The organism is Jiangella rhizosphaerae (genome assembly GCF_003579925.1).
GTDB lineage: Bacteria > Actinomycetota > Actinomycetes > Jiangellales > Jiangellaceae > Jiangella > Jiangella rhizosphaerae.
The window spans coordinates 1-26610 of the sequence record NZ_QUAL01000107.1 but is presented as its reverse complement, the minus strand read 5'-3'; the positions used below and the strand labels follow the sequence as shown (position 1 = coordinate 26610).

The 26610-nt window shown below is 72.0% G+C and carries 23 protein-coding genes; 16 read left to right on the top strand and 7 right to left on the bottom strand.

Annotated features, from left to right (window positions below):
* A partial coding sequence (locus DY240_RS11550) for a dihydrolipoamide acetyltransferase family protein (protein ID WP_147375294.1) occupies positions 1–1009 on the top strand: 1009 nt, incomplete at its 5' end.
* Positions 1010–1029: 20 nt separating this feature from the next.
* Here DY240_RS11550 and DY240_RS11545 read toward each other — a convergent pair.
* Positions 1030–2268, bottom strand: coding sequence for a M14 family zinc carboxypeptidase (locus DY240_RS11545; RefSeq protein ID WP_119660041.1), 1239 nt, complete (start codon positions 2266–2268; stop codon positions 1030–1032).
* Between the two features lie 142 nt (positions 2269–2410).
* On the opposite strand from DY240_RS11545, the gene DY240_RS11540 reads away from it, so the two are divergent.
* The gene (locus tag DY240_RS11540; RefSeq protein ID WP_119660040.1) at positions 2411–3340 is read left to right on the top strand and encodes a bifunctional helix-turn-helix transcriptional regulator/GNAT family N-acetyltransferase; all 930 of its coding nucleotides are present in this window, start codon (positions 2411–2413) and stop codon (positions 3338–3340) included.
* Here the strand turns inward: DY240_RS11540 and DY240_RS11535 are convergent.
* Together DY240_RS11535 and DY240_RS11530 are read right to left on the bottom strand one after the other, a co-directional pair.
* The gene (locus DY240_RS11535; protein ID WP_119660039.1) at positions 3337–4194 is read right to left on the bottom strand and encodes a bifunctional 5,10-methylenetetrahydrofolate dehydrogenase/5,10-methenyltetrahydrofolate cyclohydrolase; all 858 of its coding nucleotides are present in this window, start codon (positions 4192–4194) and stop codon (positions 3337–3339) included. The genes DY240_RS11540 and DY240_RS11535 overlap by 4 nt on opposite strands.
* Positions 4191–4811, bottom strand: coding sequence for a cyclodeaminase/cyclohydrolase family protein (locus tag DY240_RS11530; protein WP_119660038.1), 621 nt, complete (start codon positions 4809–4811; stop codon positions 4191–4193). Before DY240_RS11530 ends, DY240_RS11535 begins: the two co-directional genes overlap by 4 nt.
* A gap of 198 nt (positions 4812–5009) precedes the next feature.
* Here DY240_RS11530 and DY240_RS11525 point away from each other — a divergent pair, with 198 nt between their 5' ends.
* The 4 genes from DY240_RS11525 (at position 5010) to DY240_RS11510 (ending at position 10488) form a co-directional block, all read left to right on the top strand.
* Complete coding sequence (locus tag DY240_RS11525; protein ID WP_119660037.1) at positions 5010–6050, top strand: serine hydrolase domain-containing protein; 1041 nt, start codon at positions 5010–5012, stop codon at positions 6048–6050.
* 879 nt (positions 6051–6929) lie between these two features.
* Positions 6930–8459 (top strand): helix-turn-helix domain-containing protein, encoded by a 1530-nt coding sequence (locus DY240_RS11520; RefSeq protein ID WP_119660036.1) that lies wholly within the window; start codon positions 6930–6932, stop codon positions 8457–8459.
* A gap of 79 nt (positions 8460–8538) precedes the next feature.
* Positions 8539–9978, top strand: a complete 1440-nt coding sequence (locus DY240_RS11515; RefSeq protein ID WP_119660035.1) for a DNA-3-methyladenine glycosylase 2 family protein — start codon at positions 8539–8541, stop codon at positions 9976–9978.
* Positions 9979–9993: 15 nt separating this feature from the next.
* A complete protein-coding gene (locus tag DY240_RS11510; protein WP_119660034.1) occupies positions 9994–10488 on the top strand; it encodes a methylated-DNA--[protein]-cysteine S-methyltransferase in 495 nt (164 codons plus the stop codon).
* Here the strand turns inward: DY240_RS11510 and DY240_RS11505 are convergent.
* Positions 10462–10785: a hypothetical protein gene (locus tag DY240_RS11505; RefSeq protein WP_119660033.1), complete on the bottom strand. Its 324-nt coding sequence runs from the start codon at positions 10783–10785 to the stop codon at positions 10462–10464. The genes DY240_RS11510 and DY240_RS11505 overlap by 27 nt on opposite strands.
* 59 nt (positions 10786–10844) lie before the next feature.
* On the opposite strand from DY240_RS11505, the gene DY240_RS11500 reads away from it, so the two are divergent.
* Complete coding sequence (locus tag DY240_RS11500) at positions 10845–11642, top strand: Fpg/Nei family DNA glycosylase (RefSeq protein ID WP_119660032.1); 798 nt, start codon at positions 10845–10847, stop codon at positions 11640–11642.
* 68 nt (positions 11643–11710) lie between these two features.
* On the opposite strand, the gene DY240_RS11495 is transcribed toward DY240_RS11500, so the two are convergent.
* Complete coding sequence (locus DY240_RS11495; protein WP_119660031.1) at positions 11711–12118, bottom strand: hypothetical protein; 408 nt, start codon at positions 12116–12118, stop codon at positions 11711–11713.
* Between the two features lie 154 nt (positions 12119–12272).
* A complete protein-coding gene (locus DY240_RS11490) occupies positions 12273–12965 on the bottom strand; it encodes an EcsC family protein (protein ID WP_119660030.1) in 693 nt (230 codons plus the stop codon).
* Between the two features lie 208 nt (positions 12966–13173).
* On the opposite strand from DY240_RS11490, the gene aat reads away from it, so the two are divergent.
* The gene (gene aat, locus DY240_RS11485; RefSeq protein ID WP_119660029.1) at positions 13174–13887 is read left to right on the top strand and encodes a leucyl/phenylalanyl-tRNA--protein transferase; all 714 of its coding nucleotides are present in this window, start codon (positions 13174–13176) and stop codon (positions 13885–13887) included.
* A 4-nt stretch (positions 13888–13891) separates the two neighbouring features.
* Entirely contained in the window at positions 13892–14755 is an 864-nt protein-coding gene (locus tag DY240_RS11480) for an Fpg/Nei family DNA glycosylase (RefSeq protein ID WP_119660028.1), read from the top strand.
* 4 nt (positions 14756–14759) lie between these two features.
* On the opposite strand, the gene DY240_RS11475 is transcribed toward DY240_RS11480, so the two are convergent.
* Positions 14760–15386 (bottom strand): FMN-dependent NADH-azoreductase, encoded by a 627-nt coding sequence (locus DY240_RS11475; RefSeq protein ID WP_119660027.1) that lies wholly within the window; start codon positions 15384–15386, stop codon positions 14760–14762.
* A 30-nt stretch (positions 15387–15416) separates the two neighbouring features.
* On the opposite strand from DY240_RS11475, the gene DY240_RS11470 reads away from it, so the two are divergent.
* The 7 genes from DY240_RS11470 (at position 15417) to DY240_RS11440 (ending at position 26481) form a co-directional block, all read left to right on the top strand.
* Positions 15417–16088 (top strand): TetR/AcrR family transcriptional regulator, encoded by a 672-nt coding sequence (locus DY240_RS11470; RefSeq protein WP_233552705.1) that lies wholly within the window; start codon positions 15417–15419, stop codon positions 16086–16088.
* Between the two features lie 716 nt (positions 16089–16804).
* The gene (locus DY240_RS11465; RefSeq protein ID WP_199701338.1) at positions 16805–17830 is read left to right on the top strand and encodes a LacI family DNA-binding transcriptional regulator; all 1026 of its coding nucleotides are present in this window, start codon (positions 16805–16807) and stop codon (positions 17828–17830) included.
* A 54-nt stretch (positions 17831–17884) separates the two neighbouring features.
* Complete coding sequence (gene araB / locus DY240_RS11460; protein ID WP_119660025.1) at positions 17885–19552, top strand: ribulokinase; 1668 nt, start codon at positions 17885–17887, stop codon at positions 19550–19552.
* Positions 19549–20202, top strand: coding sequence for an L-ribulose-5-phosphate 4-epimerase (locus DY240_RS11455; RefSeq protein ID WP_119660024.1), 654 nt, complete (start codon positions 19549–19551; stop codon positions 20200–20202). Before araB ends, DY240_RS11455 begins: the two co-directional genes overlap by 4 nt.
* A gap of 13 nt (positions 20203–20215) precedes the next feature.
* Entirely contained in the window at positions 20216–21724 is a 1509-nt protein-coding gene (gene araA / locus DY240_RS11450) for an L-arabinose isomerase (protein WP_119660043.1), read from the top strand.
* A gap of 291 nt (positions 21725–22015) precedes the next feature.
* The gene (locus tag DY240_RS11445; RefSeq protein ID WP_119660023.1) at positions 22016–25105 is read left to right on the top strand and encodes a beta-L-arabinofuranosidase domain-containing protein; all 3090 of its coding nucleotides are present in this window, start codon (positions 22016–22018) and stop codon (positions 25103–25105) included.
* Positions 25106–25269: 164 nt separating this feature from the next.
* A complete protein-coding gene (locus DY240_RS11440) occupies positions 25270–26481 on the top strand; it encodes a cytochrome P450 (protein ID WP_119660022.1) in 1212 nt (403 codons plus the stop codon).
* The last annotated feature ends 129 nt before the right edge of the window (positions 26482–26610 follow it).

The following is a 26610-nucleotide window of genomic DNA, read 5'->3' as shown; positions in this document are numbered from 1 at the left end:
GGCAGCTGAACCCGCTGCGGCAGCAGCGACCGCTGAGGTCGCCGAGGCCGCCCCCGCTGCTCCGGTGCCGGCGGCGCCCGCCGCGGTCACGCGGCCCGACGGCGCTCGCATCCTGTCCTCGCCGCTGGCCCGGCGCGATGCCCGCGAGCTGGGCGTCGACCTCGCGACGGTGGAGGGCTCCGGCCCCGGCGGGCGGATCATCCGGGCCGACGTCGCGAAGGCGGCCTCGACCGCGCCGTCGGCTCCCGCGCCGGCCGCTCCCGTCAGCGCCCCTGCTGCACCGGCCGCTGCCGCCGTCGCCGCACCGGCCGTCGAGGAGACCGACGAGCTGATCCCGCTGACGTCGATCCGCAAGACGATCGCGCGCCGGCTCACCGAGAGCATGCAGTCGTCGCCGCACTTCTACGTGACGAAGACCATCGACGCCGGTCCGCTGTCGGCGCTGCGGGCGGAGCTGAACGAGCGGCTGGTCGCCGCCGGCAGGAAGAAGGTCAGCGTCAACGACATCATCGTGCGCGCCGTCGCGGTGGTGCTGCGCGACCACCCGGTGGTGAACTCGTCGTTCACGCCCGAGGCCATCGTCCGGCACGGGCGCATCCACGTCGGCATCGCGGTGGCGACGGAGACCGGGCTCGTCGTGCCGGTCATCCGCGACGCCGACACGAAGAGCCTGACCAGCATCTCCGCCGAGACGCGGGAGCTGGCCGGCAAGGCGCGCGACCGCAAGCTCGGCCTGGACGAAATGAGCGGCGGCACGTTCACCGTCAGCAACCTCGGCATGTACGGCATCGACCACTTCACCGCCGTGATCAATCCGCCGGAGGCGGCGATCCTGGCGGTCGGCGCGGTGCGGTCCGAGCCGGGCGTGAAGGACGGCGAGCTGGCCGTGGTGCAGAAGATGACGATGACGCTGTCGTCGGACCACCGGGTCATCGACGGCGCCCAGGCCGCGGAGTTCGTCCGCGACCTGGCCGCCGTCCTCGAGGACCCGTGGCTCGCCGTGGCGTGACCGCCCAGGCCGTGAGTTAGCTAGTCGGCGTCGCCTTCTTCCTCCCACCCGTAGTCGGGCAGGTCGAAGAAGGCGTCGCCGTCCAGCGTGTCGACCTCACCGGTCGCCATCGCGTCGATGAGCGACTCCACTCCGGTGCGGACGGTCTGGACGAGCATGCCCTTGAGCTTCTGGCCGAGGTCGTCCTGCTGGCCGCGCACCTCGAACAGCACCGTGGCCGAGCCGTTGAGCGCGAACGCGGACCGGCCCTGACCGGCGTACTCGCGCTCGTCGGGGTGGAAGTAGCGGCCGGTCGCGGCCAGCGGCGACTGGGAGCCGTAGGCCTCGGCGATGCCGTTGGCGACGGCGAGCGCGTAGCGGCGTGACTTGTCCTGGTCGAGCAGCGGCCAGTCGTCCTGGTACGCGGCGCCGTCGTTCACCCCGAGCGGCGGGTAGTCGAGCGAGACGGAGATGAGCCGGCCGTCCTGCGGGCCGCCGGTCAGCCGGTCGCAGGGACCCATGTGGTGCAGGTCGACGACGGCGTCGACGGCGCCGAACTCCTGCCGCAGGCCCACGTAGACGTCCCGGATGGTGCGCGACTCCGGCGAGAGGAAGAACCCGGCGTCGGTCTGCCGGCCCGGCAGGTCGCCCGGCTGCGGGACGTAGTCGAGGTCGGGGTTGAAGTCCCGGTTGAGGTCGAAGCCGGGCAGGTCGATGCCGTCGCCGCGCAGCGAGTGGTACCAGGCCCGCGGCGCGCCGTCGAGCTGGGGGTACTCGGCGACGACCTCGTCCCAGGAGATGACGTTGGCGCGGCGGTTGAGCTCGCCGCCGTCGGGGTTGACCATCGGCATCGCCACCAGCGTGACGTTCTCGAGCGCCCGCAGCGTGTCCGGGTCGTTGCCGGTGCCGAGGTCCTTGAGGATGCCCAGCAGCGCCTCGGTGCCGGTGCGCTCGTTGCCGTGGATGGCGCTCTGCACCAGCAGGACGCGGTCGCCCGTGCCGACCCTCGCGGTGTACAGCTCGCGGCCCTGTGTCGTGTAACCGGCGACGTCGACCTGGACCCGGCCGCCGCTGGTCCGCTCGATCTGCTCGAGCTTCCGGCCGAGCTCGGCGTGGCTGGTCCAGCCGGTGAACTGCGGGTCGTCGAACGTCTTGCAGGTGCCCTCGGCCGGGCCTTCCGGCGGCGCCGCGGACGACGGGACGGCACCGAACGCGCCGGCCAGGACCGCTCCCGCGGCGAGGACGCCGGCGACGCGGCGAGGGTGTGCTCGTGTGTTCACGTGGCCTCCCAGTGAGATGTGACACGTGACCGGGACATTACGGACAGTCGCGGCGGACGACAAGGGTTGATCATCGCCGGCTCAGCCGATATGCGGCGCAGTCCTTGACTCAGACAAGGAGTTCGTTGATACAGTCAACGACATGACCTCTGTGGAGCGCGACCAGGTGACGGCGGTGCGGCAGTTCAACCGCTTCTACACGACGGTGATGGGCTTTCTCGACCAGGGCCTGCTGCGGTCGCGGTTCTCGCTGACGGAGGCACGCATCCTGTTCGAGCTGGCGCAGCGCGACGTCACCGAGGTGGGCGCGCTGCGCGACGCGCTCGGCATCGACGCCGGGCAGCTGAGCCGGACGCTGGCCCGGTTCGAGTCGGCGGGACTGGTGGAACGATCGCGTTCGGAGGCGGACGGCCGCAAGCTGCTGGTCGCGCCCACGACGGCCGGCCGCGAGGCGTTCGCCGACCTCGACACCCGGTCGGACCAGCAGGCTGAGGAGCTGCTGGCCGCACTGCCCGACGACGACCGCCGCCGGCTGGTCGCCGATCTCGACTCCGTCCGCCACCTGCTCAGCCGGCGGGACGCCGCCGCGCCGAGGGCCTACGTCATCCGTGGCCTGCGTCCCGGCGACATGGGCTGGGTCGTCCAGCGCAACGCCGTCCTCTACGCCCGCGAGTACGGCTGGGACCACACGTACGAGGCGCTGGTCGCGCGCATCGTCGCCGACTACGCCGAGCACCACGATCCGCGGCGCGAGAACGCCTGGATCGCCGAGCTCGACGGCCGCCCCGTCGGCGCGGTCTTCTGCGTGCGCAAGGACGACACGACGGCCCAGCTGCGGCTGCTGCTGGTCGAACCGGAGACACGCGGCTCGGGACTGGGCACGCGTCTGGTGGGCGAGTGCATCGCTTTCGCGCGCGCGGCCGGCTACTCCTCCATGGTGCTGTGGACCAACGACGTCCTCGCCGCCGCGCGGCGGATTTACCAGAAGGCCGGCTTCGAGCTGGTCGAGGAGAACCGCCACCACAGCTTCGGCCACGACCTCGTGGGCCAGATCTGGCGGCTGGAGCTCTAGCTCGTCACTCGGGCCGTCTCGACGACGCCGGCGACGGTGTGCCACAGCAGCAGCGCGGTGGTCACCGGGCCGACGCCGCCGGGCACCGGGGTCAGCGCCGCCGCGACCTCGGCGACCGCCGGGTCCACGTCGCCCGCGAGCCCGCCGTCGGGCGTCGGGTTGGTGCCGACGTCGACGACCACCGCGCCCGGCCGCACGTGCTCTGGCGTGATCAGCTGCGTCCGCCCGACGGCCGCGACCAGCACGTCCGCCGTCGACGTCACGGCGGCGAGGTCGCGGGTGCGCGAGTGGCACACCGTCACCGTCGCATCGCGGTCCAGCAGCAGGTGCGCGAGCGGCTTGCCGACGACGACGGACCGGCCGACGACCACCGCCCGGGCACCGGCGAGGTCGACGGCGTACTCGTCGAGCAGCGCGACGACGGCGGCCGCGGTGGCCGGCGCATGCGCGGGCCGGCCGGCCGCCAGCCGGCCGAGCGAGAGCGGGTTGGCGCCGTCGACGTCCTTGGCCGGGTCGATCGCGCCGGCCACGTCGGCCAGCGCGACGCCGCGCGGCAACGGCGTCTGCAGCATGACGCCGTCGACGCCGGGATCGTCGCTCAGGGTGGCCAGCCGGGTCGTGATGTCGCCGGCGGTCGCCGCCGTGCCGAGGTCGGCGACGTCGCAGTCGAGGCCCGCCTTGGCCGCCGCCGACGCGATGGAGCGGACGTACCAGGCGCTCGCCTCGTCGTCGGTGGCGGTGACGATGACCAGCCGGGCCGGCCGTCCCTCGGCGCGCCGCGCGTTGGCCCGTTCCGCCACCTGGGCGCGCAGGCGCGCGGCGAGCTCGGCGCCGCCCAGCCGGTTCGCCGTCACGCCCCCACCTGCTGACGCACGGTCGCGGTGACCTGGTCGGCTCGGGCGGCGAGGTCGTCGACCTCGCTCGCGGTGGCCGTCAGGCGGTCGCGGACCGCCTGGTCGGTGACGCCGCCGAGGTTGATCTCGACGTTCAGCCGGGCCGTCGTGGCGGCCGCACGGGCGGCCTCGGCCGCGGCCGCGACGTCGGTGACCACGTTCGGGTTGCCGACCGGCAGCAACTCCTCCGCCATCGCGACCAGGTGCGTCGCCGCGATGATGACGGCGGCCGGCGGTTCGGCGGCCGCGGCCAGCGCCGCCGCGATCGCCTCGGACCGCGCCGCCTTCTGCTCGTCGGTGTCCTGAGGCAGCTGGTAGGTCTCGGTGACGGCGAAGAACGCCTCGGCGTCGTCCTCGGCCAGCTCCAGCGCGTCGGTGCGCAGCGCGTCGGCCTTCACCAGCACCCGCTCGACGACCTCGGCGTGCTCCTCGTACTTGGGCCCGGTGCTGTACCGCGCCACCATGCCGAGCAGCGCGGCCGACTGGGCGGCGTGCAGAGCCGCGACGGCTCCGCCACCGGGGGCCGGCACCCGGGCGGCCAGGCTGTCCAGGAAGGCGCCGATGGTCTCGTCGCGCACGGGATCTCCTCGGGTCGGCTGACGTCCCCGCCCACCAGTCTCCCGCGTGCGGGCCCGAGCCCGCACGACGGGGTGCGCCGGACCCGTCTCAGGACGTTCACCACGTGAGACGGATATCCCGGAACGGTTCGGTTCCGGCCGATCATGGAGACCAGTGGCGCGGCCCCGGGCGCCACCACAACCGAATAGGCGGCGATCATGACGAGAGCCATCGACCAGTTGCTGACTCGCGCCGTGGACACTGCGGTCCTCCCCGGCGCGGTGTGGGCCGTCGGCGATGCCGACGGCGTTCGCGCCCAGGGAGCCCGCGGGCTGCTCGATCCGGCGGTCCCGGACGATCCGATGGACCCGGACACCATGTTCGACCTCGCCAGTCTCACCAAGATCCTCGCCGTCTGGGCCTGCGTCGGCACCCTCTGGGAGGACGGCACGCTCAACCTCGACCGGCCGCTCGTCGACTACCTCCCCGACCTCGCGGGCTACGACCTCGCCGGCGTCACCGCCCAGCACCTGCTGACCCACACCGCCGGCGTTCCGCCGCGGGCCAACCTCGAGCCGCTCTACGGCACCGACCGCGCCGCCGTCGAGCGCGGGATCCTGCGCGAACCGCTGCTCCACCGGCCGGGCGAGGTCGTCGAGTACACCGACCGCGCGGCGCTGATCCTCGGCATCCTCGCCGAGCGGCTCACCGGCCTGCGGCTGGACGAGCTGAGCCGGGCCTGCGCGTGGGACGCGCTGCACATGGGCTCGACGACGTTCGGGCCGCTGACCCCCGAGCAGGTCGCACGGTGTGCGCCGACCGAGTGGGACGAGTCGGCCGGACGACACCTCAAGGGCACGCCGCACGACTTCTCCGCGCGGCTGCTCGGCGTCTGCGGCAGCGCCGGCGTGTTCTCCGTCGCCGCCGACCTCGCCGCGTTCCTGCGTTACCTGCTCGCCCCCGACCAGGCGCCGCGGCGGCCGGGCTTCGGACCGGCCTGGATCAAGGAGTCGCTGAAGGTGCAGACGGGTGCGCTGCGGCCCGCCCGCGGCCTGTTCTGGCATCCCGCGCCGACCCCTGACGGCGTGGGCGGACGCGACGTGTGGGCGCACTTCGGCTTCACCGGGACGGCGATGTGGGTCTCCGTCCGCCGCCGGCGCTGGGCCCTGCTACTGACCAACAAGCTCTACTACACCCGCGACAGCGGCCCGATCCTCGACGTCCGCAAGCAGTTCTGCCGATACGCGTTCGACCTCTGACGGCGTCCTGTGCCGGGTCGTGACGTCGGCTGGGCTCCCCGTCCCCCTGCTGCCCCATTCTCTTGCCGCGAACGGGCGCGTCAAGCGGACCAACTTGGCGCTTCGCGCGGCGGGGACCGCTTGACTCACCCGTCCGCGGCCAAGAACGGGCAGCTATCAGGGGGACGGGGAGGATGTGGGCACGCCTCGCTGTTGTCGTGCCCGTTTCGCGTGCTTTGTTGGGTCTTGGACGGCGATGATCATCCAGGATCGCCTACATCACGAGGATTACCTGAGCATCACCACGACTGTAGGGGTGTTGACGCTGGGGCAATCCTCGTGATGCCCCCCGAATCACGGTGAAATCTCACCAGGTGGACGCTCCACGACACCAACGCCACACCGTAACGGGGCCAACGCCCCCGGCAGCCGTCGCCACACTCCCCCGTCCCCCTGATAGCTGCCCGTTCTGAGCCGCGGGCGCGCGGGTCAAGTCCAAGCGCCCCAACCACAGCAAAAGCCCGACCACAACGCGCGCGGACTTGAGGCGCGCGCCCGCGGCCAAGACAATCGGGCAGCAGGGGGACGGCCCAACGCTGCAAGGGACAACCAACTCGCCGGGAACCCCACGACGCCGCGCGCCGTCCCAGCACCGGGAGCGTGCATCGGCCGTCCGGATGAGCGGGTCGCGCAGCATGTGCGATTCGCCCTCGCTCGAGGCGACGGCGCGTGCGGTGTCGACTATGCTCCCGGCGGCCGCGTCCACCGCTGCGCCGCCACAACGAGCACCCCGCGCCAGACCTCATGGCGCGAATGAGAGCTCTCTCACGTCGCAACTTCTGCATACCAATGTGACGAATGTGGCGGCCGTTAACTCATAGCTGAGATATCGTTCCGCTCGTGGCAGACGACTACCGCAGCCAGATCGGCCGCTTGATCCGCGACTCGCGCCAGCACCGCGGCTGGACGCAGAGCCAGCTCGCCGATGCGCTCGGGAGCAGCCAGAGCGCGATCCACCGCATCGAGCACGGGCAGCAGAACCTGAGTCTCGAGATGATCGCCCGCATCGGCGAGGCGCTGGACAAGCAGATCGTGTCGCTGGCGCCGCAGAGCCCGGTGCACCTGCGGGTCAGCGGCGGCCAGCAGCTCTCCGGCAGCATCGACGTGCGGTCGAGCAAGAACGCCAGTGTCGCGCTGCTGTGCGCCAGCCTGCTCAACAAGGGGAAGACCACCCTGCGCGGCATCGCGCGCATCGAAGAGGTCAACCGCATCATCGAGGTGCTCGAGAGCATCGGCATCGGCACCCGCTGGCTGGGCGAGGGCCGCGACCTCGAGATCACGCCGCCCGAGCGGCTCGACCTCGACAGTATGGACGTCGAGGCGGCGCGGCGCACCCGCAGCGTCATCATGTTCCTCGGCCCGCTGCTGCACCGGGAGAAGCGGTTCAAGCTGCCGTACGCCGGCGGCTGCAACCTCGGCACGCGCACCGTCGAGCCGCACATGGCCGCGCTGCGTCCGTTCGGCCTGGAGCTGAAGGCGACCGGCGGCTACTACCACGCCGAGGTCGACCGCTCGATGTCGCCGAACCGGCCGATCGTGCTGATCGAGCGCGGCGACACCGTCACCGAGAACGCGCTGATGGCGGCCGCCCGCAACGACGGCGTCACGGTCATCCGCAACGCCAGCTCGAACTACATGGTCCAGGACCTGTGCTTCTTCCTGACGCGGCTCGGCGTGCGCATCGACGGCATCGGCACGACGACGCTGACGGTCCACGGCATCCCGGACATCGACATCGATGTCGACTACGCGCCGTCCGAGGACCCGATCGAGGCGATGAGCCTGCTGGCCGCCGCGATCGTCACCGGCTCCGAGATCACCGTCCGGCGGGCGCCCATCGAGTTCCTCGAGATCGAGCTGGCGCTGCTGGAGGAGATGGGCCTCGACTACGACCGCAGCGGCGAGTACGTCGCGGCGAACGGCGAGACACGGTTGGTCGACCTGACGGTGCGGCCGTCGACGCTGCAGGCGCCGCACGACAAGATCCACCCGATGCCGTTCCCCGGTCTGAACATCGACAACCTGCCGTTCTTCGCGCTGATCGCGGCCACGGCCAACGGCCAGACGATGATCCACGACTGGGTGTACGAGAACCGCGCCATCTACCTGACGGAGCTGACGAAGCTCGGCGGCAACGTGACGCTGCTCGACCCTCACCGCGTGCTGGTCGAGGGGCCGACGCGGTGGTCCGGCACGGAGATCATCTGCCCACCGGCGCTGCGCCCAGCCGTCGTCGTCCTGTTGGCGATGATGGCCGCCAAGGGGACGTCGGTGCTGCGCAACGTGTACGTCATCAACCGTGGCTACGAGGACCTGGCCGCTCGCCTGTCCGTGCTCGGCGCCCGCATCGAGGCGTTCCGCGACATCTAGCCCCGCGCGCCGCGGGCCGCGCACGGCCTCGTCCGATTCCCGCTAGTAACCGGGCCGCCGGCGGGCGAGACTGGTAGGCATGTTGGACGAAGAGGCGTGCTACCGCGCAGTTCAGGGCCGCGACGCCCGGTTCGACGGCGTCTTCTACCTCGGCGTCACATCGACCGGCATCTACTGCCGCCCCAGCTGCCCGGCCATGACGCCGAAGCGCGAGAACGTGCGCTTCTACCGCACCGCCGCCGAGGCGCAGGCGGCCGGCTTCCGCACCTGCCGCCGCTGCCGGCCCGACGCGACGCCGGGCTCGGCGGAGTGGAACATCCGCGCCGACGTCGTCGGACGCGCGATGCGCCTGATCGCCGACGGCGTCGTCGACCGCGACGGCGTCGCGGGACTGGCCGCGCGGCTGGGCTACAGCGAGCGTCAGGTGCACCGCACGCTGGTCGAGGAGGTCGGCGCGGGCCCGCTGCGGCTGGCCCGGTCACAGCGGGCGCACACCGCGCGCGTGCTGCTCGAGACCACGGAGCTGCCGGTCACCGAGATCGCGTTCACCGCCGGGTTCGCCAGCGTCCGCCAGTTCAACGACACGATCCGCGAGGTCTACGCGCTGACGCCGACCGAGCTGCGCGGCAAGGCCCGCCGACGGGGGCGCGCGGCGACGGCGGGCACGGTCGAGCTGCGGCTGGCGTACCGGCAGCCGGCCGACCTCCGGGGCGTGCTGGACTTCCTGGCACTGCGCGCGGTCCCGGGCGTCGAGGAGGTCGACGGCGGCACGTACCGCCGCAGCCTCACGCTGCCGCACGGCACCGGCGTCGCGGAGCTCACGCCGCGGGACGGCTGGCTGCAGGCGACGCTGCGCCTGGCCGACCCGCGCGACCTGACGGCGGCGGTGGCCCGCTGCCGGCGGGTGTTCGACCTCGACGCCGATCCGCAGGCGGTCGACGACCTGCTCGGCGCGGACCCCGCGCTCGGCCCGCTGGTCGTCGCGCGTCCGGGCACCCGGGTGCCGGGCACCGTCGACGGCGACGAGCTCGCGGTCCGCGGCGTGCTGGGACAGCAGGTGTCCGTCGCCGCCGCGCGCACCGTCGCCGGCCGGCTGGTCGCCGAGCACGGCAAGCCGCTGGACGCACCGGTCGGGACCGTCACGCACGCGTTCCCGACGGCGGCCGTGCTGGCCTCCGTCGACCCCTCCACGTTCCCGATGCCACGCAGCCGGCAGCGCACGCTGCACGAGCTGACCAGCCGGCTGGCCGACGGCACGCTCAGCCTCGACCCCGGCGTGGACCGCGACGAGGCCGAACGGCGGCTGCTCGACGTCCCCGGCATCGGACCCTGGACGGCCAGGTACGTGCGCATGCGCGCGCTCGCCGACCCCGATGTGTTCCTCCCGACCGACCTCGGCGTCAAGCACGCCTTGGCCGCGCTCGGGCTGCCGTCCGAACCGCGGGCGGTGGCCGAGCTGGCCGAGAACTGGCGGCCGTGGCGCTCGTACGCGCTGCTGCACGTCTGGGCGACTCTCTGAAAGGCAGCTCCGATCATGTACTGGACCACCATCGACAGCCCCGTGGGCACGCTCTGGGTGACCGGCGACGGCACCGCGCTGACCGGCCTCTACATGGAGCGCCCCGCCACGCTCGACCAGCCCGGCTGGATCGAGGACGACGCGCCGTTCGCCGCCGCCCGCGAGCAGCTGGACGCCTACTTCGCCGGCGAGCGGCAGGAGTTCGACCTGCCGCTGAACCCGGTCGGCACCCCGTTCCAGCAGCAGGTGTGGGCGGCGCTGCGGGCGATACCGTACGGCGAGACCCGCAGCTACCGCGAGATCGCCGAACAGCTGGGCCGCCCGACGGCGTCCCGTGCGGTGGGCGCCGCGAACGGCCGCAACCCGATTTCCGTCATCGTCCCGTGCCACCGCGTGGTCGGCTCGTCCGGCGTGCTGACCGGTTATGCGTGGGGCCTGGAGCGCAAGCGGGCGCTGCTCGACCTGGAGGGCGCCGCCGGGCGGCTACCAGCTCCAGCCGTCGTGGCGTAGGGCGCTCTCGATCATCACCCGCCGGATCGCGGGTGGCGCGTCCGGCACCGGCAGCCCGGCCAGCCGCGCGGCGTCGAGCAACAGGTCGTCGTACGCGCGGGTGGCCGCGGCCAGGTGGTGGGCTCGCGCCCAGCGGCCCTGGTCGCACTCGAGCCGCCGAATCTCGGCGACGACCCGCGTGAGGCGCAGCTGCACCGTCAGCGTCTCGAACGGGTCGGTGACGACGCACGGCGCGGCCTTGCCACCGGACCAGCGCTTGCGCAGCGCCCGGGTGAGGTCGTGGAAGGGCGATTCCATGATGGGCTCCTGACCAGCATCGTAGCCAGCCGGGTGGGGGTTGACGAGAGAATTTCCGTATGCCTGAAGGTGACACCGTCTGGCTGGCCAGCCGGCGGCTGCACGACGCGCTGGCCGGCGACACATTGGTCCGGACGGACTTCCGCGTCCCGCGCCTGGCCACGACCGACCTGTCCGGGCGGACGGTGGTCGAGTCGGTGGCGCGCGGCAAGCACCTGCTGACCCGCATCGGCGGCGGGCTGACGCTGCACACGCACCTGCGCATGGACGGCGCGTGGTGGGTGTTCGCCGCCGGTCAGCCATGGCGCGGCGGTCCGGCGTTCCAGATCCGCGTCGTCCTGGCGACGGCCCGGGCGGAGGCGGTCGGCTACCGCCTGCCGGTCGTCGAACTGGTCCGGACGGCCGACGAGGACACCGTCGTCGGGCACCTCGGCCCGGACCTGCTCGGCGACGACTGGTCGGCGGCGGACGCGGTCGCGCGGCTGACCCGCGACCCGTCGCGGCCGATCGGCGAGGCCCTGCTGGACCAGCGGGTGCTGGCCGGCATCGGCAACATGTACATGGCCGAGCTGTGCTTCCTGGCCGGCATCTCGCCGTACGCGCCGGTGTCGGCCGTCCCCGACCTGCGCTTCGTCGTCGACGAGGCGCACCGTCTGCTGCACCTGGGCATCGAGACCCGCCGCCAGGTCACCACCGGCGATCCGCGCCCCGGGCGGCAGCACTGGGTCTACCGCCGCGCACGTCGGCCGTGCTGGCGCTGCGGCACGCCGATCAGGACCGGCACCATCGGGGCCGCGCCACAGGACCGGGTCAGCTACTGGTGCCCCCGCTGCCAGCCGGCTCCCTCTGATGGCTGAGATGCGGTCACGGCGCACCGCGCCGTAGTCTTCGAGTGTGGCGAGGGGGCTCGTCCCGTGACGCACGGCTACTCGGCAAGCGTTCCCAGCTGCGATTCCACTGGCGTGATCAAAGTCCCGCCGGCCGGCGTAAGGCAGCGGCCTCCGTCCTCGGACTGCGCCTGAACCACGTTGTGGTCGTCGGTACCAGGATCGATCCGCGACGGCAGGAACGCGCACGCCGCATGTGTCTCCAAGAGCTGCTCATCCGGCTCGAGGACCGAGGCGTCGAGCATGCGTGGCTGGAATCGCGCGATCACGTCGGCGACGGGCGAGACATCGCGGCGGTCCGAGCGTTTCGTGCCGCGCACCTGATCAGCGACATCCGCATCGAGCACGTACACGCTGTGGACGAACCGCTTCTCCGGGTAGCGGACCTGGTCGCCGGCGCCATAGGAGCCGCCGAGGCCGGGGGATCGCCAGTACAAGCTGATCATCGGCGACCACGTCACCGAGCATCGCGTCGACATCGAGTGAAAGCGCGAGGCCGAGGCCCCGGTATACCCCGGGTTCCTCGGCCCTACTTCCGGCCGCTCCGAAGCGGTCGGCGTGCCTACAGTTTTAGCGCATCATTTCGATCCGGCTCGGGGATCAGACTCGCTCGACGGTGACGTTGCCGGGGAACTCGCGGTCGGCGAAGCGGCCGATGGCGTAGGTGGAGAACGCGTCGATGCCGCCGCTGACCGCACCGCCGACCAGCGGCACCCGGCGCACGATGGCCAGCGTGGCGTGCTTGCCGCCGATGCGGGCGACCAGCAGCGACGTGACGGCGGCGACCGCGCGCTCGGTGACGGCGGGGTCGGGCTCGTTGATGCCGGTGGCGATGTCGAACGGCCGGCCCGGGAGGTCGCGGCCGCGCAGCGCGTCCTCGACCCCGTCGCGGCCGAGCAGCGTCACCAGCGCGGCCGTACGGACGCGCGGGTCGGCGAGGTCGTAGCCGCGCAGGTGGGCGATGGCGGCGACCATGCGCAGGTGGAGCACGGCCATGCCGGCGATGTTGGCGGGGATGCCCACCGGCATGGTGACGATGCCGCCGATGTTCGTGACGAAGCCCTGCACGCCGGCCAGCCGGACGTGCTGCTCGATGACGTCGCGGATGGCCCGCTCGACGTCGCCGCGCTTGTCGAGATGACGGCGGGCCACCTCGCGGGCGCCCGGGAAGCCGGGGAAGCCCTCGATGGCCTTCGACATGAACTGGTTCGCGCCACGAGCGGCGACGATGGGCGCGGCCCGGCGCGCCGCGGTCGTACCCGCCCAGGTCCCGATGGTCCGTCGCACACCCATGCCTCCACTGTACGTGCGTCCCTTGGAGGGTCATGCAAAACCGAGGGCGACGGGAGGCCGAAGGGCTCCCCGAGCCCTCCGGTCCAGGGCGTCAGTCGACCGGAGAGAGTTGGTTGTCTTTGCATGACCCGACATCTGAAGAGAACTCCGCCGCGAGCGGATTACCCTGACGAAGGACCGCATCACCGGACGGCGCCAGGGAGGCCATGTGCCCGTCGAGCCACCTCCGACCCGATGGGAGCTGCCGAGCACCTCCGGCGACGACGACCTCGTCGCGTTCGGCGCCGACCTCGAACCGGGGACGCTGCTCGCCGCCTACCGCAACGGCCTGTTCCCGATGCCTGTCGACCAGCTGCTGGGACGCGCGACCGACCTCGCGTGGTGGTCGCCGAACCCGCGCGGCGTGCTGCCCATGGGCGGGCTGAAGGTCTCGCGGTCGCTGCGGCAGTCGATCCGCAAGTTCGAGATCCGCGTCGACACCGCCTTCCACGAGGTCATCGAGGCGTGTGCCGATCCCACCCGGCCCGGCGCCTGGATCAGCGACGACATCCGCCGCGCGTACGAGCGGCTGCACCGGCTGGGCTGGGCGCACTCGATCGAGACGTGGACGCCGGACGGACGGCTGGCCGGCGGGCTGTACGGCGTCGCCATCGGCGGGCTGTTCGCCGGTGAGTCGATGTTCCACGCCCGGCAGCGATGGGGGCGCGACGCCTCCAAGGTGGCGCTCGTCGCGCTGGTCGAGATGATGCGCGCCGAGCACCCGGTCGGCCGGCTGCTCGACGTCCAATGGGGAACCCGGCACCTGGCCAGCCTCGGCGTCGTCGAGATCCCGCGACAGGAGTACCTCAGCCGGCTGCGCCGGGCCCTGGAGCTGCCGCTGCCGCCGGCGTTCGCCGGACCCGCCGATCACAGGGCACACTGAGGACATGCCCGAGCTGCCCGAGGTCGAAGCGCTCACGGCGTTCCTTCGCGAGAAGGCCGTGGGCAAGGTCGTCACGCGCGTCGACGTCGCCGCCATCAGCGTGCTCAAGACGTTCGACCCGCCCGTCACGGCGCTCGGCGGACTCACCGTCACGGGCGTCGGCCGGCACGGCAAGTTCGTCGACCTCGACTGCGACGGCGTCCACCTCGTCATCCACCTGGCCCGGGCCGGCTGGCTGCGCTGGAGCGACGCGCTCTCGCCGAAGCCGCCGAAGCCCGGCAGCGGCCCGCTGGCGCTGCGCGTCCATCTCAACGACGAGTCCGGGTTCGACCTCACCGAGGCCGGCACCCGCAAGCGCCTGGCCGTCTACGTCGTGCGCGACCCCGCCGACGTGCCCGGCATCGCGCGGCTCGGCGTCGACCCGCTGTCCGACGAGTTCACCGTCGACCGGCTGCAGCAGATCCTCACCAGCGCCGGCCGGGCCCAGATCAAGGGCGTGCTGCGCGACCAAGCGGTCATCGCCGGCATCGGCAACGCCTACTCCGACGAGGTGCTGCACGCCGCCAAGCTGTCGCCGTTCCAGCCCGCGTCGACGCTCGACGCCGACGGCGTCGCGAACCTGCACGCCGTCATCGTCGACGAGCTGACGACGGCGCTGAAGCGGGCCGAAGGGCTGGCCGCCAAGGACCTCAAGGACAGCAAGCGCACCAACATGCGGGTGCACGGCCGGACCGGCGAGGCCTGCCCGGTCTGCGGCGACGTCGTGCGCGAGGTGTCGTTCGCCGACTCCTCGCTGCAGTACTGCGCCACCTGCCAGACCGGCGGCAAGATCCTCGCCGACCGGCGCATGTCCAAGCTGCTCAAGTAGATCGTCAGAGCCCGGCGGCGACGGCGCGCGCCGCGGCCTGCGCGGTGGCTCGGCCGGCGGCGACGTCGCCGGTCGCGGCGTCCGGGCGCAGCGCGATGGTCTCGACGTCGGCGACGCCGGCCCACCGCAGCCAGCCCTCCAGGTAGGACGTCTGGAAGTCCGAGCCGAACGCGGGCCCGCGGCCGGGTGCGTAGACGGCGCTGGAGTAGACGACCACCGCCTTCTTGCCGCGCAGCAGCCCGCGGTAGCCGCTGGCCGGGTCGAACGCGAACACCAGGCCGGGCTGGCTCACGACGTCGATGAACTGCTTGAGCACGTACGGCACGCCGTGGTTCCACATCGGCACGCTGAACAGGTAGCGGTCGGCGGCGTCGAAGCGGGCGAACGTCGCGGTGACCTTCTTCCACACCTCGCGCTGTGCGCTGTCGAGGTCCTGGCCGGCGAAGACGGCCATCTTCGCGTGCGCCGCCGTCGGGCCGAACTCCGGCAGCGTGCCGTCCCACAGGTCCCAGTGGGTGACCTCGTGGTCCGGGTGCGCCTCGCGATAGGCCGCGACGAAGTCGTTGGCGATGAGCAGCGACTCCGACGCGGCGCCGCGCGGGGAGGCGGAGAGATGAAGCAGAGTAGGCATGGCCGATCCTTTCTGGACTACAGTCCGGTTGTGTCCAGTTCCAATACCGGACCACAGTCCGGTTATTCCCGTCGCGGCACGCCCGAGCTGATCGAGCTGCGGTCGGAGCCGCCCCACGAACGGGCCGACGCCGCCCGCAACCGGGTCGCGGTGCTGGACGCGGCCGCCCGGCTGTTCGCCGAACGCGGCGTCGACGGCGTGACGATGGACGCGGTCGCCGCGGCGGCCGGGGTCGGCAAGGGCACGGTGTTCCGGCGGTTCGGCGACAAGGCCGGACTGGCGGTCGCCCTGCTGGACGAGCGGGAACGCGAGTTGCAGGAGGCGATCCTCTTCGGCCCGGCGCCGCTCGGCCCGGGCGACCATGGCGATGCGACGGCGCCCGCGCCGGCCGAGCGACTGGCGGCGTTCGTCGACGCCTACCTCGACTACGCGCTGGACCACCTGGACCTGCTGCGGATGTCCGAGACGGCCTCGCCCGGCGCGCGGTACCGGATCGGGGCCTACCGGTTCTGGCACCGGCACGTGGCGTTGCTCATCGCTGCGGCCCGGCCGGACGCCGACGCGGACGCGCTGGCCCACGTGGTCCTCGCCCCGCTCAGCGCCGAACACCTGCGCGCCATGGTCGCCGAGGTAGGCGCCGCACGCGCCCGCGCCGCCACACGGGGGGTCATTGCGGCCGTCGTGAACAGAGTTCCCATGTGATCTTTTGGCGGCGCTACGGTCGTTCGCCAAGGTGTACTGCGTGGGCCGTCCCCCTGCTGCCCGATTGTCTTGGCCGCGCACGCGCGCCTCAAGTCCGCGCGCGTGGTGGTCGGGCTCTGCTTCGGTTGGGGCGCTTGGACTTGACCCGCGCGCCCGCGGCCGAAGAACGGGCAGCTATCAGGGGGACGGGGAGAGAGCGGCGACGACGCCGCGTGCGTTGGCCCCGTTACGGTGTGGCGTTTGTGTCGCTCAGCGTCCACCTGGTGAGATTTCGCCGTGATTCCGGAGCCATCACGAGGATTACCTGAGCATCACCACGGCTGTAGGGGTGTTGATGCTCAGACAATCCTCGTGATGTAGGCGATCCTGGATGATCACCGCAGTCCACAGCCCCGACAAACGGCGCGAAACGGGCACGACAACGCCGAGGCGTGCCCACATCCTCCCCGTCCCCCTGATAGCTGCCCGTTCTTGGTCGCGCAACCGCGGGTCAAGTCCAAGCGCCCCGACCACAGCGAAGCCCCACCCCAACGCGCGCGGACTTGAGGCGCGGTTGCGCGGCCAAGAAAATGGGCAGCAGGGGACGGCCAACGCCACGTGCCAAGCGTACGGCACACCGGCCGGCGCGACGCATCGGAGCGCCCTCACCTCCCGATCACCTGGCGCGGCCCGAGCCCGTTTGTTAACGTTCACACAACAAGTGGGAGGCGGTGACGATGACCGACGGACGAAGCCCGGTCATGGCCGACGTCGCGCGCATCGCGGGCGTCTCGCACCAGACGGTGTCGCGCGTCCTGAACCACCACCCGAACGTCAAGGCCACCACTCGCGACCGCGTCCTCGCGGCCATCGAGGAGCTCGGCTACCGCCGCAACCTCTCCGCCCGGGCGCTGGTGACGCGGCGCACCAACACACTCGGCGTGGTCGCGTTCGACACCACGCTGTACGGGCCGGCCAGCACGCTGTTCGGCCTGGAGCAGGCGGCGCGCGACGCCGGGTACTTCATCAGCATCGTCAGCCTCAAGACGATCAACCGGAAGACCGTCGGCGAGGCGCTGGACTACCTCGCCGCACAGGCGGTCGACGGGCTGATCGCCATCGCGCCGCAGGTCGAGGCCGCGGCCGCCGTCTCCGCCCTGCGAGGCACCGTGCCGGTGGTCGCGGTCGAGGGCGGCGAGGCCGGCGGCATGCCGGTGGTCGCGGTCGACCAGCTGCGCGGCGCCGAGCTGGCCACCCGGCACCTGCTCGACCTCGGGCACCGCACGGTCTGGCACGTCGCCGGGCCGGTCGACTGGCTCGAGGCCGAGGGACGGCGGCGCGGCTGGCGGAACACGCTGGAGGCGGCGGGCGTCGAGGTGCCTCCCGTCGTCGAGGGCGACTGGAGTCCGCGCTCGGGCTACGAGGCGGGCCGGCGCATCGCCGACGACGCCCGGGCGGGCCGCGCGACCGCCGTCTTCGTCTCCAACGACCAGATGGCGCTCGGCCTGCTGCGCGCACTGCACGAGGCCCGTATCCGGGTGCCGCAGGACGTCAGCATCGCCGGGTTCGACGACATCCCGGAGGCGGAGTTCCTGACGCCGCCGCTCACCACCGTGCGCCAGGACTTCGCCGAGGTCGGCCGGAAGAGCATCGCGCTGCTGCTCGACCTCATCGAGAGCGGGCCGGGGCCGGAGGCCGAGCGCATCGTCGTCCCGCCGACGCTCGTCACCCGCGCCAGCACCGCCGGACCCGCTACGACTTGACCACGACCCAATCCAAGACGATCGGCCGCCCCACACCGCACCAGGGAGTCACTTGTGAGCGATAACAACGACGCAGTCGTCATCGGCGTCGACTACGGGACGTTGTCCGGACGGGCCGTCGTGGTCCGCGTCTCCGACGGCGCGGAGCTCGGCAGCGCCGTCCACGCGTACACGCACGGCGTCGTCGACCGCGAGCTGCCCGGCACCGGAGAGAAACTGCCCCCGGACTGGGCGCTGCAGGTCCCGTCCGACTACGTCGACGTGCTGAAGACGGCCGTGCCGCAGGCGGTCGCGGAGGCCGGCGTGGACCCCGCGAACGTCATCGGCATCGCGACCGACTTCACCGCCTGCACCATGGTCCCGACGCTCGCCGACGGCACGCCGCTGAACGAGGTGCCGGAGTACGCCGGGCGCAAGCACGCCTACGTCAAACTGTGGAAGCACCACGCCGCCCAGCCGCACGCCGACCGCATCAACGCGCTCGCGGCCGAGCGCGGCGAGTCGTGGCTGCCACGCTACGGCGGGCTGATCTCGTCGGAGTGGGAGTTCGCGAAGGGCCTGCAGCTGCTCGAGGAGGACCCCGAGCTTTACGCGGCGATGGACCGCTGGATCGAGGCCGCCGACTGGATCGTCTGGCAGCTCTGCGGGAGCTACGTCCGCAACGCCTGCACCGCGGGCTACAAGGGCATCCGGCAGGACGGCGGCTACCCGTCCCGCGACTTCCTGGCGGCGCTGAACCCCGCGTTCGCCGGGTTCGTCGAGGACAAGCTCGACCAGCCGATCGGCCAGCTCGGCGACCGCGCCGGCGGGCTGACGGCGCAGGCGGCGGCCTGGACGGGGCTGCCCGAGGGCATCGCCGTCGCGGTCGGCAACGTCGACGCCCACGTGACGGCGCCGGCGGCGCAGGCGGTCGAGCCGGGCCAGATGGTCGCGATCATGGGCACGTCCACCTGCCACGTCATGAACGGCGACGTGCTGCGTGAGGTGCCCGGCATGTGCGGCGTCGTCGACGGCGGCATCATCGCCGGCCTGCAGGGCTACGAGGCCGGGCAGAGCGGCGTCGGCGACATCTTCGGCTGGTTCGTCGACACGTCGGTCCCGGCGAGCTACGCCGCCGAGGCCGCCCAGCGCGGGCAGAGCGTGCACGACTACCTCACCGAACTGGCGGCGGGCCAGCGCGTCGGCGAGCACGGACTCATCGCGCTGGACTGGCACAGCGGCAACCGCTCGGTGCTGGTCGACCACGAGCTGTCCGGCATCGTCGTCGGCCAGACACTGGCGACCAAGCCCGAGGACGTCTACCGGGCACTGATCGAAGCGACGGCGTTCGGCACCCGCACCATCATCGAGACGTTCAACAGCTCCGGCGTCGAGGTGACCGAGCTGATCATCGCCGGCGGCCTGCTCAAGAACCGGCTGATCATGCAGATCTACGCCGACGTCACCGGCCTGCCGCTGAGTGTCATCGGCTCCGACCAGGGTCCCGCGCTGGGATCGGCCATCCATGCCGCGGTCGCCGCCGGCGCCTACGCCGACGTCCGGGCCGCCGCGGCCGCGATGGGCAACGTCGAACGCGGCGTCTACCAGCCCGACCCGGACAACGCGAAGGCCTACGACGCGCTCTACGCAGAGTACGTGACGCTGCACGACTACTTCGGCCGCGGCGGCAACGACGTCATGCACCGGCTCCGGGCGATCAAGCGCGCGGCGGTGGCCCGATGACCGCCTTCGCCGAGCTGCGGCGCACGGTCTGCGACCTGCACGCCGAGCTGACCCGCAACCACCTCGTCACCTGGACCTCGGGCAACGTGTCCGGCCGGGTGCCCGGCGAGGACCTGTTCGTCATCAAGCCGTCCGGGGTGTCTTACGACGACCTCACGCCCGAGTCGATCGTCGTCTGCGACCTCGACGGCAAGCTCGTCGACGGCGAGCTGTCGCCGTCCAGCGACACCGACGCCCACGCCTACGTGTACCGGAACATGCCCGAGGTCGGCGGCGTCGTGCACACGCACTCGACGTACGCGACGGCGTGGGCCGCGCGGGCCGAGCCGATCCCGTGTGTGCTGACGGCGATGGCCGACGAGTTCGGCGGCGAGATCCCGGTCGGGCCGTTCGCGCTGATCGGCGACGACTCCATCGGCCGCGGGATCGTCGCGACGCTGTCCGGGCACCGCTCACCGGCGGTGCTCATGCAGAACCACGGCGTCTTCACCATCGGCAAGGACGCGCGCGCCGCCGTCAAGGCCGCGGTGATGTGCGAGGACGTCGCCCGCACCGTGCACATCGCGAGGCAGCTCGGCGAGCCGGTGCCGATCCCGGCGGAGGACATCGACCGGCTCTACGACCGGTACCAGAACGCCTACGGGCAGTGACGAGGAGATGACGATGGACGACGTGTTCGGTCAGCGTGAGGTCTGGTTCCTCACCGGGAGCCAGGGCCTGTACGGCGAGGACACGCTGCGGCAGGTGGCCGAGCAGTCCCAGGAGGTGGCCCGCGCGCTCGACGAGGCCGGCGACATCCCGGTGCGCGTGGTGTGGAAGCCGGTGCTCACCTCGGCCGACGCGATCCGGCGGGTCGCGCTCGAGGCCAACGCCGACGACGCCTGCGTCGGCCTGATCGCGTGGATGCACACGTTCTCGCCCGCCAAGATGTGGATCGCCGGGCTCGACGCGCTGCGCACCCCGCTGCTGCACCTGCACACGCAGGCGAACCGGTCGCTGCCGTGGGCCGAGCTCGACATGGACTTCATGAACCTCAACCAGGCCGCGCACGGCGACCGCGAGTTCGGCTACATCCAGTCCCGGCTCGGCGTCGCCCGCTCGACCGTCGCCGGGCACGTCAGCGACCCGGCGGTCGTCAGCCGGGTGGCCGACTGGGTGCGCGCCGCCATCGGCTACGCCGAGGTGCACGCGCTGCGGCTGGCCCGGTTCGGCGACAACATGCGCGACGTCGCGGTCACCGAGGGCGACAAGGTCGAGGCGCAGCTGCGGCTCGGCGTCTCCGTCAACACCTACGGTGTCAACGACCTCGTCGCGGTGGTCGACGCCGCCAGCGACGCCGAGGTCGACGCGCTGGTCGCGGAGTACGACGACAGCTACGACCTGGTGCCCGAGCTGCGCAAGGACGGCGACCGGCGCGAGTCGCTGCGCTACGCCGCCCGCATCGAGGCCGGCCTGCGTACGTTCCTCACCGACGGCGGGTTCCGCGCGTTCACCACGAACTTCGAGGACCTCGGCGGACTCCGTCAGCTGCCGGGCCTGGCCGTCCAGCGGCTGATGGCCGACGGCTACGGCTTCGGCGGCGAGGGCGACTGGAAGACGTCGGTGCTGGTGCGGACCGTGAAGACGATGGCGGCCGGGCTGCCCGGCGGCACGTCGTTCATGGAGGACTACACGTACCACTTCGGGCCCGGCGAGCCGAAGATCCTCGGCGCGCACATGCTGGAGGTCTGCCCGTCCATCGCGTCGGCCACGCCGTCGTGCGAGATTCACCCGCTGGGCATCGGCGACCGCGAGGACCCCGTCCGGCTGGTGTTCGACGCGGCCCCCGGGCCGGCCGTCGTGGTCGGGCTGGCCGACGTCGGCGAGCGGTTCCGGCTGGTGGCCAACGAGATCGACGTCGTGCCGCCGGACGAGCCGCTGCCGAACCTGCCGGTGGCGCGGGCGGTCTGGAAGCCGCGGCCGAACCTGTCGACGTCGGCCGAGGCCTGGCTGACCGCCGGCGGGCCGCACCACACCGTGCTCTCGCAGGCCGTCGGCGCCGACGTGCTGTCGCTGTTCGCCGACATGGTCCGCACCGAACTGCTGGTCATCGACGCCGACACCACGACCCGCCAGTTCGCCAAGGAGCTGCGCTGGAACCAGGCGTACCACCGCCTCGCGCAAGGCTTCTGAAACCCGTCCGAGGCCGCTCGTCGTCGCGTTGACGACGGGCGGCCTCGTCGTCGGATCCGCCGGACGTGAGGCCTGCCACTTTGATATCAAATGTGGCATAGTACTCATCTGAGCGACGCCTGTTCGACGCCGCAGCGCCAGGCGCTCACCACAAATCCGCCCGCCACACCGGGGCCACACGGTGCGAGACAAGGAGGACGACCGCCGCAAGTTGTTACCGTTAACACCCGCTCACCAGGGTGTTCTCGGGTCCCGTCCAGAGCCGATCTCGCAATGAAGGGAAGACGGAGCATGACAATCGAGAAGCCGGGCCTGAGCCGCCGCACGTTCGTGCGCGCCTCCGCCATCGGCGCGGCCATGGTCGCCGCGCCGAAGGCCCTCCCCGCCGCCGCCGCGGAGACCACCGGTTCGGCCGCGGCCGCCGACACGGCGGGCGCCGCCCCGTACGTCGGCGCCGGCAGCAACGCCCCGGTGCGGCCGTTCTGGCCGAACGACGTCCGCCTGGGGCCGGGCCTGCTGCAGGAGAAGCGCGACCGGATGAAGGCGTTCCTGCAGACGTTCGACGAGCGTCGCTTCCTCGTGCTCTTCAACAACCAGGCCGGCCGGCCGAACCCGCCCGGTGTGTCCACGCCCGGCGGCTGGGAGGACGGCGGCCTGCTCAGCGGGCACTGGGCCGGCCACTACCTGAGCGCGCTGGCCCAGGCCTACGCAGACAACGGCGAGCAGGTCTTCAAGACCAAGCTGGACTGGATGGTGAACGAGCTGGCCGCCTGCCAAGCCGCCATCACCGCGCGGATGGACGACCCGGACGAGGAGCCGGAGGAGCCCGAGGAGCCGGTCATCGGCCGGGTGGCGGGCCGCTTCGGCAACGGCCTGAAGCTCAACGGCGGCAGCACCGCCCAGCACGTGCGGCTGCCCCAGGAGGCGGTGTCGCAGCTCACCAACTTCACCGTCGCGACCTGGGTCAACCTCGCGGCCGCGCAGAACTGGTCGCGGGTCTTCGACTTCGGCACCGGCACCGCCGTCAACATGTTCCTGACCGCCCGCGCCGGCGTGACGGGCAACGTGCCGCGCTTCGCCATCACAGTCAGCGGCAGCGGCGGCGAGCAGCAGATCAACGGCACGACGGCGCTCCCGACGAACCAGTGGGTGCACCTGGCCGTCACCCTCAACGGCAGCGTCGGCACGCTCTACGTCAACGGCGCGGTCGCGGGCACCAACGCGACCATGACGCTCAACCCGACCAACCTCGGTGTCCCGGGCAACGTCTGGATCGGCCGGTCGCAGTACGGCGACCCGATGCTCAACGCGACGATCGACGAGTTCCAGATCTTCGACCGTGCGCTGACCGCGGCCGAGGTCCAGTCGCTGCAGGACTCCCCGGCCGGCACCACCGGCGGCGGCAACATCGCCTGGTACCGGTGCGACGAGACCGAGGGCGCCACGCTGCTCGACGCCTCGCCGAACGGGCGGGCCGCGGGCATCGTGCCGGTCCCCAGCGACAACCAGCCGCTGTGGAAGCCGGTCTACCCCGGCTACCTGGGCGCGATCCCGGAGGACGCGGTGATCCGCCTGGCGCCGCCGCGGTTCGCCGTCTACGGCAGCAACCTCAACACCAACGTCTGGGCGCCCTGGTACACGCAGCACAAGATCATGCGCGGCCTGCTGGACGCCTACTACCTGGCCGGCAACCAGACCGCGCTCGACGTCGTCGTCAAGATGGCGAACTGGGCGCACCTGGCGCTGACGGTCGGCGACAAGAACCACCCGCAGTACACCGGCCCGATCACGCGGTCGGACCTCAACTACATGTGGGACACCTACATCGCCGGCGAGTTCGGCGGCGCCAACGAGGTGTTCCCGGAGATCTACGCGCTGACCGGCGACGAGAAGCACCTCGAGACCGCCAAGTGCTTCGACAACCGCGAGTCGCTGTTCGACGCGGCCGTCGAGGACCGCGACATCCTCGTGGTGACCAACCCGAGCGAGATCGGACGCCGCCGCCCGGCCCGGCTGCACGTCAACCAGCACGTGCCGAACTTCACCGGCTACCTGCGCGTGTTCGAGCAGACCGGCGAGCAGGACTACTTCGAGGCCGCGGAGAACTTCTTCGGCTGGATCGTCCCGCACCGCATGTTCAGCCACGGCGGCACCGGCGGCAACTTCCCGGGCTCGAACAACAACATCGAGATGTTCCAGAACCGGGACAACATCGCCAACGCGATCGCCCAGGGCGGCGCGGAGACGTGCTCGATCTACAACGTGTCGAAGCTGGCCCGGAACCTGTTCTTCCACACGCAGGACCCGAAGTACATGGACTACTACGAGCGGGCGATCTTCAACCAGATCGCCGGCTCGCGGGCGGACACGGCCACGACCAGCAACCCCCAGGTCACGTACTTCCAACCGCTGACGCCGGGCGCGAACCGGTCGTACGGCAACTCCGGCACCTGCTGCGGCGGCACCGGCCTGGAGAACCACACGAAGTACCAGGACACCGTGTACTTCAAGTCCGCCGACGGCTCGGCGCTCTGGGTGAACCTGTTCGTGCCGTCGACGCTGACCTGGGCGGAAAAGGGCCTCGTCGTCTCGCAGGAGACGGCGTTCCCGCGTCAGCAGAGCACGCGGATCACCATCCAGGACGGCGGCGGCCTGTTCGACCTGAAGCTGCGCGTCCCCGCGTGGGCGACGAAGGGATTCACGGTGCGGGTGAACGGCCGGCCGGCGGCGATGCACGCCCCGGTGCCGGGCACGTACGCGACACTGCGCCGCACCTGGCGGCCCGGTGACGTCGTCGACGTCTCGATGCCGTTCGGCATCCGGATCGAGCGGGCGATCGATCGTCCGGACACCCAGTCGATCATGTGGGGCCCGCTGCTCATGCCGATCCTGGGCAACCCGGGCGGCGGCACGTACCGCGAGCTGACGCTGTACCCGCACCTCAAGCTCGACGGCGACTACTCGCGGACGGCGATCACCGCGGCCGGCACCAGCCCGGCGGGCGACCAGCTGTTCACGACGCACGGGTTCAGCCTGCGGCCGTGGTACGTCGGCGACACCCAGGCGCACTCGGCGTACTTCCGCCGCGTGGAGCCGCGGATCGTGTTCGGCAGCATCGACACCGGTGTGCCGAACGTGAAGCGCAACGACGGCCTGCCGAACTACGACGTCCCGGTCGCCGGCATCCCGTCGCCGGGCACCGACGGGCTGACCTTCCTCGACGTCGTCTGGGACAACGCGCCGTTCGCGAACCACGGTGACTTCGTCGCCACGGTCGCCCGGACCGCCGAGGAGTTCGTCGGCAAGGGCCTGCTGACCGACGAGCAGAAGGACACGGTGGTCTCGGCCGCCGCGAGCGCCCGGACCGAGCTGGCGGTCTGACGTTCGACACGTCCCGCCGGCCGGTCCGCGCGACCGGCCGGCGGGCGCCACCCGCACCGGAGGGTGGGGGATGCCGGCAGGGGTAGGCTGCGGGCGTCCGAGCGAGGAACGAGCGAGGCGGGCGGGGCCGGCATCCCCCACCCGCCAGCCGGAGGACGGCGCCCGTGACTGACGACTTCGGCCCGACGGAGCTGTGGGAGCCCGAGACCCGGCGCGACCCGCACGCGTTCTACGCTCGCGTGCGCGCGGCCGGCGCCCCGGTGCCGCAGTACGACCCGGCCGGCAACCGGTTCTGGATCGTCGCGCGCCACGCCGACGTGCTCGACGGCCTGCAGCATCCGGACATCGGGCACGAGGTGCACCGGCACCAGGACCGCGACCTGTCGCCGTCGCCGTACCCACCGAGCGAGACCGAGCGGATCTCGTCGCGCCAGCTCATCGCGCTGGACCCGCCCGATCACACCCGGCTGCGCCGGCTGGTCAGCACCGCGTTCACCGCCCGCACGGTGGCCCGCCTGGAGGGCTGGATCGCCGGCGTCGCGGCGGACCTCGTCGCCCAGGCCTGCCGGCTGGGCCGGTTCGACGCGGTGACCGACCTGGCCGACCCGCTGCCGGTCAACGTCATCGCGCAGCTCGTCGGCGTGCCCGACGATGACCGTGCCCGGTTCCGCGACTGGTCGGCGACCATCGTCTCCGCGTCGGACTACGACGGCTCGGCCACGCTGGCCTTCGCCGCCTACGTCGACGACCTGGCCGCCCGCCGCCGGGCCGAGCCACGCGACGACCTGATCTCCGGGCTCGTGGCACTGGAGGCCCAGGGCGACGCGCTGGACCGCGACGAGCTGGTGGCCATGGTGCAGCTGCTGCTGATCGCCGGCCAGGAGACCACCGTCGACGTCATCGCCAACGCGCTGCGCCTGCTGCTCACGCACCCTGAGCAGTGGCAGGACCTGCGCGCCGACCCGTCGCTGGCGAGCGCCGTCGTCGAGGAGACGCTGCGCTTCCGCGGGCCGGTCGAGATCGTCCCGCCGCGGTTCACCTTCCGCGAGCTCGACCTCGCCGGCGGCACGATCCCGGCGTTCGAGCGCGTCGGCCTGTCGCTGTGGGGCGCCAACCGCGACCCCGAGGTCTTCTCCCATCCGGACGTGTTCGACGTGCACCGCGGCGACGTCGCGAACCACATCGCGTTCGGGTACGGGAGCCACTTCTGCCTGGGCGCCTCGCTGGGCCGGCTGGAGGCCCGCCTCATGCTCGAGGCCGTGGCCCGCGAGCTGCCCGGCCTGCGCCTCGCCGACGGCGCCGGCGACGTGGAGGACGTTCGCCTCCACCACGGCGGCGCGCTCCCGCTCGAGGTCCGCCCACCCACCCAAAGTTGATCTTGGAGTTGTTCGGCAATCGCGGGGTGAAATGTCCGGTAGATACCCGAACAACTCCAAGATCTCTCTGTCAGGATCGTGTGTGCCGGGGTGCTGCTCGACGGGGCGGGGTGCCGGTGTGAGCGTCGG

Excerpts from the sequence above, each read along its gene's own strand:
- DY240_RS11540 (WP_119660040.1), top strand. The coding sequence starts at position 2,411 with ATGACCTCTGTGGAGCGCGACCAGGTGACGGCGGTGCGGCAGTTCAAC.
- DY240_RS11525 (WP_119660037.1), top strand. The coding sequence starts at position 5,010 with ATGACGAGAGCCATCGACCAGTTGCTGACTCGCGCCGTGGACACTGCG.
- DY240_RS11515 (WP_119660035.1), top strand. The coding sequence starts at position 8,539 with ATGTTGGACGAAGAGGCGTGCTACCGCGCAGTTCAGGGCCGCGACGCC.
- DY240_RS11510 (WP_119660034.1), top strand. The coding sequence starts at position 9,994 with ATGTACTGGACCACCATCGACAGCCCCGTGGGCACGCTCTGGGTGACC.
- DY240_RS11505 (WP_119660033.1), bottom strand. The coding sequence starts at position 10,785 with ATGGAATCGCCCTTCCACGACCTCACCCGGGCGCTGCGCAAGCGCTGG.
- DY240_RS11500 (WP_119660032.1), top strand. The coding sequence starts at position 10,845 with ATGCCTGAAGGTGACACCGTCTGGCTGGCCAGCCGGCGGCTGCACGAC.
- DY240_RS11495 (WP_119660031.1), bottom strand. The coding sequence starts at position 12,118 with ATGATCAGCTTGTACTGGCGATCCCCCGGCCTCGGCGGCTCCTATGGC.
- DY240_RS11490 (WP_119660030.1), bottom strand. The coding sequence starts at position 12,965 with ATGGGTGTGCGACGGACCATCGGGACCTGGGCGGGTACGACCGCGGCG.
- DY240_RS11480 (WP_119660028.1), top strand. The coding sequence starts at position 13,892 with ATGCCCGAGCTGCCCGAGGTCGAAGCGCTCACGGCGTTCCTTCGCGAG.
- DY240_RS11475 (WP_119660027.1), bottom strand. The coding sequence starts at position 15,386 with ATGCCTACTCTGCTTCATCTCTCCGCCTCCCCGCGCGGCGCCGCGTCG.
- DY240_RS11465 (WP_199701338.1), top strand. The coding sequence starts at position 16,805 with ATGACCGACGGACGAAGCCCGGTCATGGCCGACGTCGCGCGCATCGCG.
- DY240_RS11455 (WP_119660024.1), top strand. The coding sequence starts at position 19,549 with ATGACCGCCTTCGCCGAGCTGCGGCGCACGGTCTGCGACCTGCACGCC.
- araA (WP_119660043.1), top strand. The coding sequence starts at position 20,216 with ATGGACGACGTGTTCGGTCAGCGTGAGGTCTGGTTCCTCACCGGGAGC.
- DY240_RS11445 (WP_119660023.1), top strand. The coding sequence starts at position 22,016 with ATGACAATCGAGAAGCCGGGCCTGAGCCGCCGCACGTTCGTGCGCGCC.